Here is a 7,456-nt window from a genome sequence, read left to right as displayed (position 1 = left end):
CCCACCCGACGCTCTGGAGCGTGGTGGGACCGGCTACGCGACGATGCGCTCGGGCAGTGTGGTGGGAGCGACTACGCGACGATGCGCTCGCGGGCGAGGTCCGCGACGAGCCGCTCGAGCCGCGGCCCCCGTCCGAGCATCCGCCGGGAGCCCGGCCCCGACCGGACGAAGAACGTCGCGACGGCCGGGGTGTCGTCCATCCGGACGTGGTGCAGCACGACCACGGTGCCGCGCGCGCCGGTCGGTGTCCGTTCGTCCTCGAGGCCGACGTGCACCATCCGGGACCACCGGATCACGAGCATGCGGGTCGCTCGACGATCGTCGAGCTCCCACAGCGAGGCCTCGGTCGCGCCGAACGCCCACGTCACCCGGTCGCCGAGCGCGAGTCCTGGGCGGAGGTCGGCGACGGAACGGCGGAGCTCGTCGGTCGGCGCCGCGGGGACGAGCCACACGGTCGGGTCGATGCGGCGGATCGCGAGCGCGAGCGCCTCGTCCTCACGGCGGAGCCGGACCGATCGGGCACGGACGAGGGCGAACAGGATGAGTGCGACCCCGACGGCGATGGCGACGGCCTCGGCGATCCCGAACCAGACGAGGTCGGTGTCCGGCGAGGTGGTGACGACGACGATGCGGACCGCGAGCAGCGCCGCCCAGACCCCGACGATCGTCCAGCGCAGGGCAGCGAACTTCCGGGCCGTCGACCACGGCGTGCGGCCGCCCCGTCGCACACGCCCGGACCGGGGAACACGGTCGGGTCGCCTCAGCACCCCCTGATCGTCGCACGGATCACGGTGTCCGTGCTGACCGGGTCGTGAACGCACGTGGTCGGCAGTTCTCCACAGGTGCACCGCATCCAGCGAGCACGTGGGAGCGACGACCTACGATCGGCGGTGTGCGGAAGACGTGGGCAGCAGTCGTCGGGGTGATCTCCGCCGTCGTGTTCCTCGCGGCGGCCGAGCTCGTGGCGGTGTTCCTCGGCGGCGCCGGGAGCCCCCTCGTCGGCGTCGGCGGTGCGGTCATCGACCTGGCCCCGCGGGGCGCCAAGGACCTCATGGTCACCCTGTTCGGCACCGGCGACAAGGTCGCGCTGTTCGTGCTGATGTTCGTCCTCGTCCTGGCGATCAGCGCGGGTGCGGGCGTCCTCGAACGGCGACGGCCGCCGCTCGGCGCGGTCGTGTTCGCGATCGGCGGGGTGCTGTCGCTGCTCGCCGTGACGACGCGCTCCGGCAGTGGCTCGCTCGACGGCGCCCCGACCGTCGTGGGGGTCGCGGCCGCGATCGTGCTCCTCCGGTTGCTCCTCGCGCGCCTGCGCCGGTGGGAGGCCGCCGAGCACGCGGATGCCGTCCCGACGGCCGGGGCGACGGCCGGGGCGACGGCCGGGGCGATGGCGGGGGACGTCGCGGGACCGCCCGCTGCGACCCCGAACCAGAGCCCGGGCCGGACGGCAGCGCGCTCCGCGGGTCCCGAGCGCCGCGCGTTCCTGGTCTGGAGCGTCGCGACCGCGGCGCTCGCGGTCGTGGTGGGTGGTGCCTCCCGGCTGGGGACGGCGACCATGCAGGCAGCGGTGGCCGCGCGCCGGGCGATCCGACTCCCGAGCCCGGCGACGCCTGCCCCTGCCGTGCCGACCGGAGCATCGCTCGACGTCGACGGCATCACACCCGTCATCACACCGAACGACGCCTTCTACCGGATCGACACCGCCTTGAGCGTCCCGCAGGTCGACCCGGCCACGTGGAAGCTCCGCATCCACGGAGCGGTCGAGCGCGAGGTCGAAGTGACCTGGGACCAACTGCTCGCACTCCCGCTCGAGGAACACGTCGCGACCATGAGCTGCGTCTCGAACGAGGTCGGCGGCGACCTCATCGGTACGGCGAAGTGGCTCGGGTACCCGATCCGCGAGCTGCTGGCGAAGGCCGGGCCCCACGGAGCAGCCGACATGGTGCTCTCCACGAGCGTCGACGGGTTCACCGCGGGGACGCCCCTCGACGTCCTGCAGGACGCCGGCACGGCGGCCTTGCTCGCCGTGGGGATGAACGGCGAGCCGCTACCGCCCGAGCACGGGTTCCCGGTGCGCATGGTCGTGCCCGGGTTGTTCGGGTACGTGTCGGCGACGAAGTGGGTGACCGACCTCGAGGTCACCCGGTTCGCGGACGCGCAGGGCTACTGGACCCCTCGGGGCTGGTCGGAGCGCGGGCCCGTGAAGCTCGAGTCGCGGATCGACGTGCCGCGCGGCGGCAGCACCGTGGAGGCCGGGTCGACGGTCGCGGTGGCGGGCGTCGCCTGGCATCCGCACACCGGGGTCAAGGGTGTGCAGGTGCGGGTGGACGACGGTGCGTGGCAGGACGCCACCCTCGCCGACTCGATCTCGGCGGACACGTGGCGCCAGTGGGTGTGGAAGTGGACGCCGACGAAGGGGACGCACCGGCTGCAGGTCCGGGCGACGAGCGCGGACGGCGAGGTGCAGACGAGCGTCGAGCGGGCACCGGCGCCGAACGGGGCGACCGGCTGGCACGAGGTGACGGTCACGGCGGACTGAGGTCAGCCCGCCCGGGATCGAGTGGTCCGCGCAGCCTCGGCGGTGCGGCCGCGTCGCGACCACGCACGTGCCGTCGTCTCAGCCTCGCGACCACGTCGCGACCACGCGTGTCCCGTCTCAGCCGAGCGGCCGCGTCGCCACCACGCACGTCCCGTCGACCGCGTCGTCGTGGACGACCGCCGTCTCGAAGCCGCCGTCCTCGAACGCCCGCGCCGACGCAGCGGCCTGCGGTCCCGACACCTCGATCACGACGGCCCCGCCCGATCGGAGCCACTCCCCCGCTCCCGCGGCGATCCGCCGGTGCAGGTCGAGCCCGTCCGCCCCGCCGTCGAGCGCGACCCGGTGCTCGTGGTCCCGCGCCTCGCTCGGCATCGTCGCGACGGCGTCGGTCGGCACGTACGGCGCGTTCACCGCGATGACGTCCACCGCTCCCCGGAGTCGCTCGGGCAACGGCTCGAACAGGTCGCCCGCGACGACGATCCCGCGGTCGCCGATGTTCTCCGCCGCGACGTCCACCGCGGCCGGGTCGATGTCGGACGCCACGAGGTCGAGTGCGCCGACGCGTTCGAGGAGCGCCACGGCGATGGCTCCCGCGCCGCAGCAGAGGTCGACGACCCGGTCGTAGCGGCGCAGTCGCCGAGCGGCCTCGGCCACGACGACGGCCGTCCGGGCACGCGGCACGAACACCCCGGACGCGACGCGCACACGGTGTCCGTCGAACGCCGCCCACCCGAGGACGTACTCGAGCGGTTCGCCGCCGAGCCGCCGCTGGACGAGGCTGCGGAGGCGGACCGGGTCGCCGTCGCCGGCGGCGAGGAGCAGGTCGGCCTCGTCCTCCGCGTAGACGCTGCCGCCGGAGCGGAGCCGGGCGGCGAGGGCGTCGCGCGCGGCCGAGCTCACCACGTTCCGGTGCGGATCAGGCCGCGCCGTCGAACATCGACGTCACGGAGCCGTCGTCGAAGACCTCGTGGATCGCACGGGCGATGAGCGGGGCGATCGGCAGGACCTCGAGGCGGTCCCAACGCTTCTCCTCCGGCAGCGGGAGCGTGTCGGTGACGACCACCCGGTCGATGAACTCGCTCTGCAGGAGCTCGGTGGCCGGGTCGGAGAACACGGCGTGGGTGGCGGCGACGACGACGCCCGTGGCACCGTTCGCCTTCAGTGCCTCGGCGGCCTTCGCGATGGTGCGACCGGTGTCGATGAGGTCGTCGACGAGCAGGCAGACACGACCCTTCACGTCACCGACGATCTCGTGCACGGACACCTGGTTCGGCACGAGCGGGTCGCGACGCTTGTGGATGATCGCGAGCGGCGCGCCGAGCTTCTCCGACCAGATGTCGGCCACCCGCACGCGGCCCATGTCCGGCGAGACGACGGTCAGCGTCGACGGGTCGAGGATCTCCTGGAAGCGCTCGAGCAGGACGGGCATCGCGAAGAGGTGATCGACCGGGCCGTCGAAGAACCCCTGGATCTGCGCGGCGTGCAGGTCGACGCTCATGATGCGGTGCGCGCCCGCGGCCTTGAAGAGGTCGGCGACGAGGCGGGCCGAGATCGGCTCGCGGCCACGGCCCTTCTTGTCCTGACGGGCGTACGGGTAGAACGGGGCGACGACGGTGATGCGCTTCGCGGAGGCGCGCTTCAGGGCGTCGACGATGATGAGCTGCTCCATGAGCCACTCGTTGATCGGCGCCGTGTGCGACTGGATGACGAACGCGTCGCAGCCGCGCACCGACTCGTCGAACCGCGCGTAGAGCTCACCGTTGGCGAAGGTGCGGGCGTCGGTCGGGACGAGGTCGACGCCGAGCTCCTCCGCGATCTCCGCCGACAGCGAGGGGTGTGCCCGGCCCGAGACGAGGACGAGTCGCTTCTGACCAGTGGCTTTGATTCCGGACACGTGCCGTGCTCACTCCCTGACCCCGAGGGGCCGTGTCGATCGACCCGGAGGCCGTCAGATCTGTTCGCCGCGCGCGCGCCGAGCCGCCTCGGCCGCCGGCGTGCCGGGTCGGTGTTCCTCGACCCAGCCGTCGGTGTTGCGCTGTGGGGCGTAGCTGATCGCCAGCGACCCGGCAGGGACATCCTTGCGGACGGTGGTCCCGGCGCCGGTGTACGCTCCGTCACCAATCCTAACCGGGGCGACGAACACGTTGTGCGACCCGGTCCGGACGTTCGACCCGACCTCGGTGCGGTGCTTCGCGACACCGTCGTAGTTCGCGGTGATCGTGTTCGCGCCGATGTTCGAGTCCTCGCCCACCTCGGCGTCGCCGATGTACGACAGGTGCGGGACCTTGCTGCCCCGGCCGATCCTCGCGTTCTTCGTCTCGACGAACGTGCCGATCTTGCCCTGGTCGCCCAGGATCGTCCCGGGGCGCAGGTACGCGAACGGCCCGACGGAGGCTCCCGCGCCGATGACGGCGAGCGTCGCGTCGACCCGGTTCACGGTGGCGCCCGCGCCGACCTCGGTGTCGCGGAGGGTGGTGTCCGGTCCGACGACGGCCCCCGAGGCGATCGCGGTGGCGCCGACGAGCTGCGTGCCCGGCAGCACCTCGGCGTCCGGCTCGATGGTGACGTCGAGGTCGATCCACGTCGTCGCCGGGTCCTGCACGGTCACACCGGCGATCTGGTGGCGACGGACGATCCGCGCGTTCAGCTCGCGGGCCGCGTCGGAGAGCTGCGCGCGGTCGTTGATGCCGGCGACGAGCCACGGGTCGGTCAGCGTGACCACGTCGATGCGCCCGCCCCGTGCGCCGATCAGTGCAGGAGCGTCGGTGATGTACTTCTCGCCCTGCGCGTTCACCGTGGTGAGCGACGGCAGGACGGCGCGGAGGTGCGTCACGTCGAACGCGTAGATGCCGGCGTTCGCCTCGGTGATCGTCAGCTGGTCCGGCGTCGCGTCCTTGTGCTCGACGACCCCGACGAACGCACCGTCGGCATCGCGGACGATGCGGCCGAGACCGGTCGGGTCCGGGGCGATCGCGCTGACGAACGTCGCTCCGTTGCCACCGCCGACGTGGGCGTCCACGAGCGACCGGAGGGACACCGTGTCGAGCAGCGGTACGTCGCCCGACAGCACCACGACGGCTCCGTCGAAGTCCGCGGGGAGTGCCTGCACAGCGACCTCCACGGCGCGGCCCGTGCCGGGGACGTCGTCCTGGTCGACCACGAGGGCGTCCGGCGCACGCTCGACGACCTCGGCGGCGACGCGGTCCCGTTCGTGCCGCACGACGACGGCGACGTGCTCGGGCTCGAGCGAGGACGCGGTCCGGAGCACGTGCGCGATGAGCGGCAACCCGGCGAGGCGGTGCAGCACCTTCGGCGTGGCGGACTTCATGCGGGTGCCCTGGCCTGCGGCGAGGACGACGACGGCGATGCGCTGGTCGGTCATGTCCCCATCCTGGCGCACGCGTTGCCGGATCGCGGCCGCCGACCCGTGCGGGGCCCCGCACGATCAGCGCGCGCCGGGCTCCGTCCGCACGAACGCCGTGCACACCAGCCCCGCGACGAGCACCACGACGATCCCGAGGATCCCGTACCGCGTCGACCCGCCGATCGTCACCGCGAGCGCGAACAGCGTCGGCGCGAGGAACGTCGCCGCGCGACCGGTGGTGGCGTACAGACCGAAGAGCTCCCCCTCGCGGCCGGGGGTCGCCAGGCGCGCGAGGTACGACCGCGAGGACGCCTGCACCGGCCCGACGAACAGCGCCAGCGTGAGCCCGAGGACCCAGAACAGCGCCGCCGACGTCCCGGCGGCGAGCACCCCGAGCCCGCAGAGCGAGAGCCCGACCAGGGACACCATGATGATCGCGCGGGAGCCGAAGCGGTCGTCCAGACGCCCGGAGACGAAGGTGGCCACCCCGGCGACGACGTTGGCCGCGATGGCGAACAGGATCACCTGCGACGACGAGAACCCGAAGACCTGCGCGGCGATGATGCCGCCGAAGGTGAACACGGCGCCGACACCGTCCCGGAACACCGCGCTGGCGACGAGGAACCCGAGCACGTTCCGGCGCTCCCGCCACAGCCGTGCGACGTCCCGCCCGAGGTCACGGTAGGCCGAGAGCACGTTCCCGCCGCGCGACCGGTCCGCGGCGGCCTCCGGGACGACGAGGAAGAGCGGCACCGAGCTCACGGCGAGCCACACCGCGGCGATGCCGATGGCGACCCGGACGTCCCACTGGCCGGTCGCGACGGTGGCGGGCAGCTGCAGGAGGCCGGCGACGTCGCCGCCCCCGAAGTCCTGGATGCAGAGGACGAGCAGGACCACCAGGAGCACGATGCCGCCGAAGTACCCGGCCGCCCAGCCGATCGCCGACACGCGGCCGGTCCGGTCCCCCGGCGCGACCTGCCCGAGCATGGCGTTGTAGCCGACGCTCGCGATCTCGTACGCGACGGTGCCGATCCCGAGCAGGGCCGCACCGAGGTACAGGTACGGCTGGCTCGGTGCGACGAACACCATGCCGCCGATCGACAGCGCGATCCCGATCGTCGCGATGAGCACCGAGCGACGACGGTGGCCGGTGCTGTCCGCGAGCCGTCCGACGGCCGGGGCGACGAGCGCGACGACGATGCCGGCGATCGCGAGGGTCGTCGAGACCACGGCGGCGTTGTGCGCGAGCTCGCGCTCCACGACGGCCTTCCCGGCAGCCGAGGTGTCGGCCACCAACGCCGGGTCGACGAAGGCCCGGCTGGCCAGGTACGTGCTGAAGACGAAGGTGGTCACGACCGCGTTGAACGCCGCGGACCCCCAGTCCCACAGCGCCCAGGAGACGAGCGCGCGGCGGTCGGTGCGCTGCGGTGGCACGGCGGTGGGCGACACGGTCATGGGCGAACCGTAGCGCGTCCCGGTGTCGCGCGGGTCGTCCCCGACGAGGGGGCACCGCCGATCGCGCGGGGCGCGCGCAGGACGGCCTGGAGGCTCGTGGC

Annotated in this window: 6 protein-coding genes; 1 reads left to right on the top strand and 5 read right to left on the bottom strand. The window is 73.2% G+C overall.

The genetic code is table 11. The features are described 5' to 3' along the window. Positions 1 to 71: 71 nt before the first annotated feature. Positions 72 to 728, bottom strand: coding sequence for a hypothetical protein (locus tag ACSW7Y_RS14840; protein WP_438127013.1), 657 nt, complete (start codon positions 726 to 728; stop codon positions 72 to 74). Between the two features lie 164 nt (positions 729 to 892). Between ACSW7Y_RS14840 and ACSW7Y_RS14835 the strand changes: the two genes are divergently transcribed. Continuing rightward, complete coding sequence (locus tag ACSW7Y_RS14835; RefSeq protein ID WP_438127012.1) at positions 893 to 2,536, top strand: molybdopterin-dependent oxidoreductase; 1,644 nt, start codon at positions 893 to 895, stop codon at positions 2,534 to 2,536. 117 nt (positions 2,537 to 2,653) lie between these two features. On the opposite strand, the gene ACSW7Y_RS14830 is transcribed toward ACSW7Y_RS14835, so the two are convergent. From ACSW7Y_RS14830 to ACSW7Y_RS14815, 4 genes are all read right to left on the bottom strand, one after another. After that, positions 2,654 to 3,439 (bottom strand): putative protein N(5)-glutamine methyltransferase, encoded by a 786-nt coding sequence (locus ACSW7Y_RS14830; RefSeq protein WP_438127011.1) that lies wholly within the window; start codon positions 3,437 to 3,439, stop codon positions 2,654 to 2,656. A 13-nt stretch (positions 3,440 to 3,452) separates the two neighbouring features. Further along, positions 3,453 to 4,430: a ribose-phosphate diphosphokinase gene (locus ACSW7Y_RS14825; RefSeq protein WP_412879872.1), complete on the bottom strand. Its 978-nt coding sequence runs from the start codon at positions 4,428 to 4,430 to the stop codon at positions 3,453 to 3,455. A 54-nt stretch (positions 4,431 to 4,484) separates the two neighbouring features. After that, the gene (gene glmU / locus ACSW7Y_RS14820) at positions 4,485 to 5,918 is read right to left on the bottom strand and encodes a bifunctional UDP-N-acetylglucosamine diphosphorylase/glucosamine-1-phosphate N-acetyltransferase GlmU (RefSeq protein WP_438127010.1); all 1,434 of its coding nucleotides are present in this window, start codon (positions 5,916 to 5,918) and stop codon (positions 4,485 to 4,487) included. A 63-nt stretch (positions 5,919 to 5,981) separates the two neighbouring features. Then, the gene (locus ACSW7Y_RS14815) at positions 5,982 to 7,355 is read right to left on the bottom strand and encodes an MFS transporter (protein WP_438127009.1); all 1,374 of its coding nucleotides are present in this window, start codon (positions 7,353 to 7,355) and stop codon (positions 5,982 to 5,984) included. Positions 7,356 to 7,456 lie beyond the last annotated feature (101 nt).

Source organism: Curtobacterium flaccumfaciens, from assembly GCF_051548005.1.
Lineage (GTDB): Bacteria > Actinomycetota > Actinomycetes > Actinomycetales > Microbacteriaceae > Curtobacterium.
Note: the sequence above shows the minus strand (reverse complement) of the source record. Positions and strands in the feature narration are given on the sequence as shown.

Coding starts and splice junctions, on each gene's coding strand:
- glmU (WP_438127010.1), bottom strand. CDS start 5,918: ATGACCGACCAGCGCATCGCCGTCGTCGTCCTCGCCGCAGGCCAGGGC.
- ACSW7Y_RS14815 (WP_438127009.1), bottom strand. CDS start 7,355: ATGACCGTGTCGCCCACCGCCGTGCCACCGCAGCGCACCGACCGCCGC.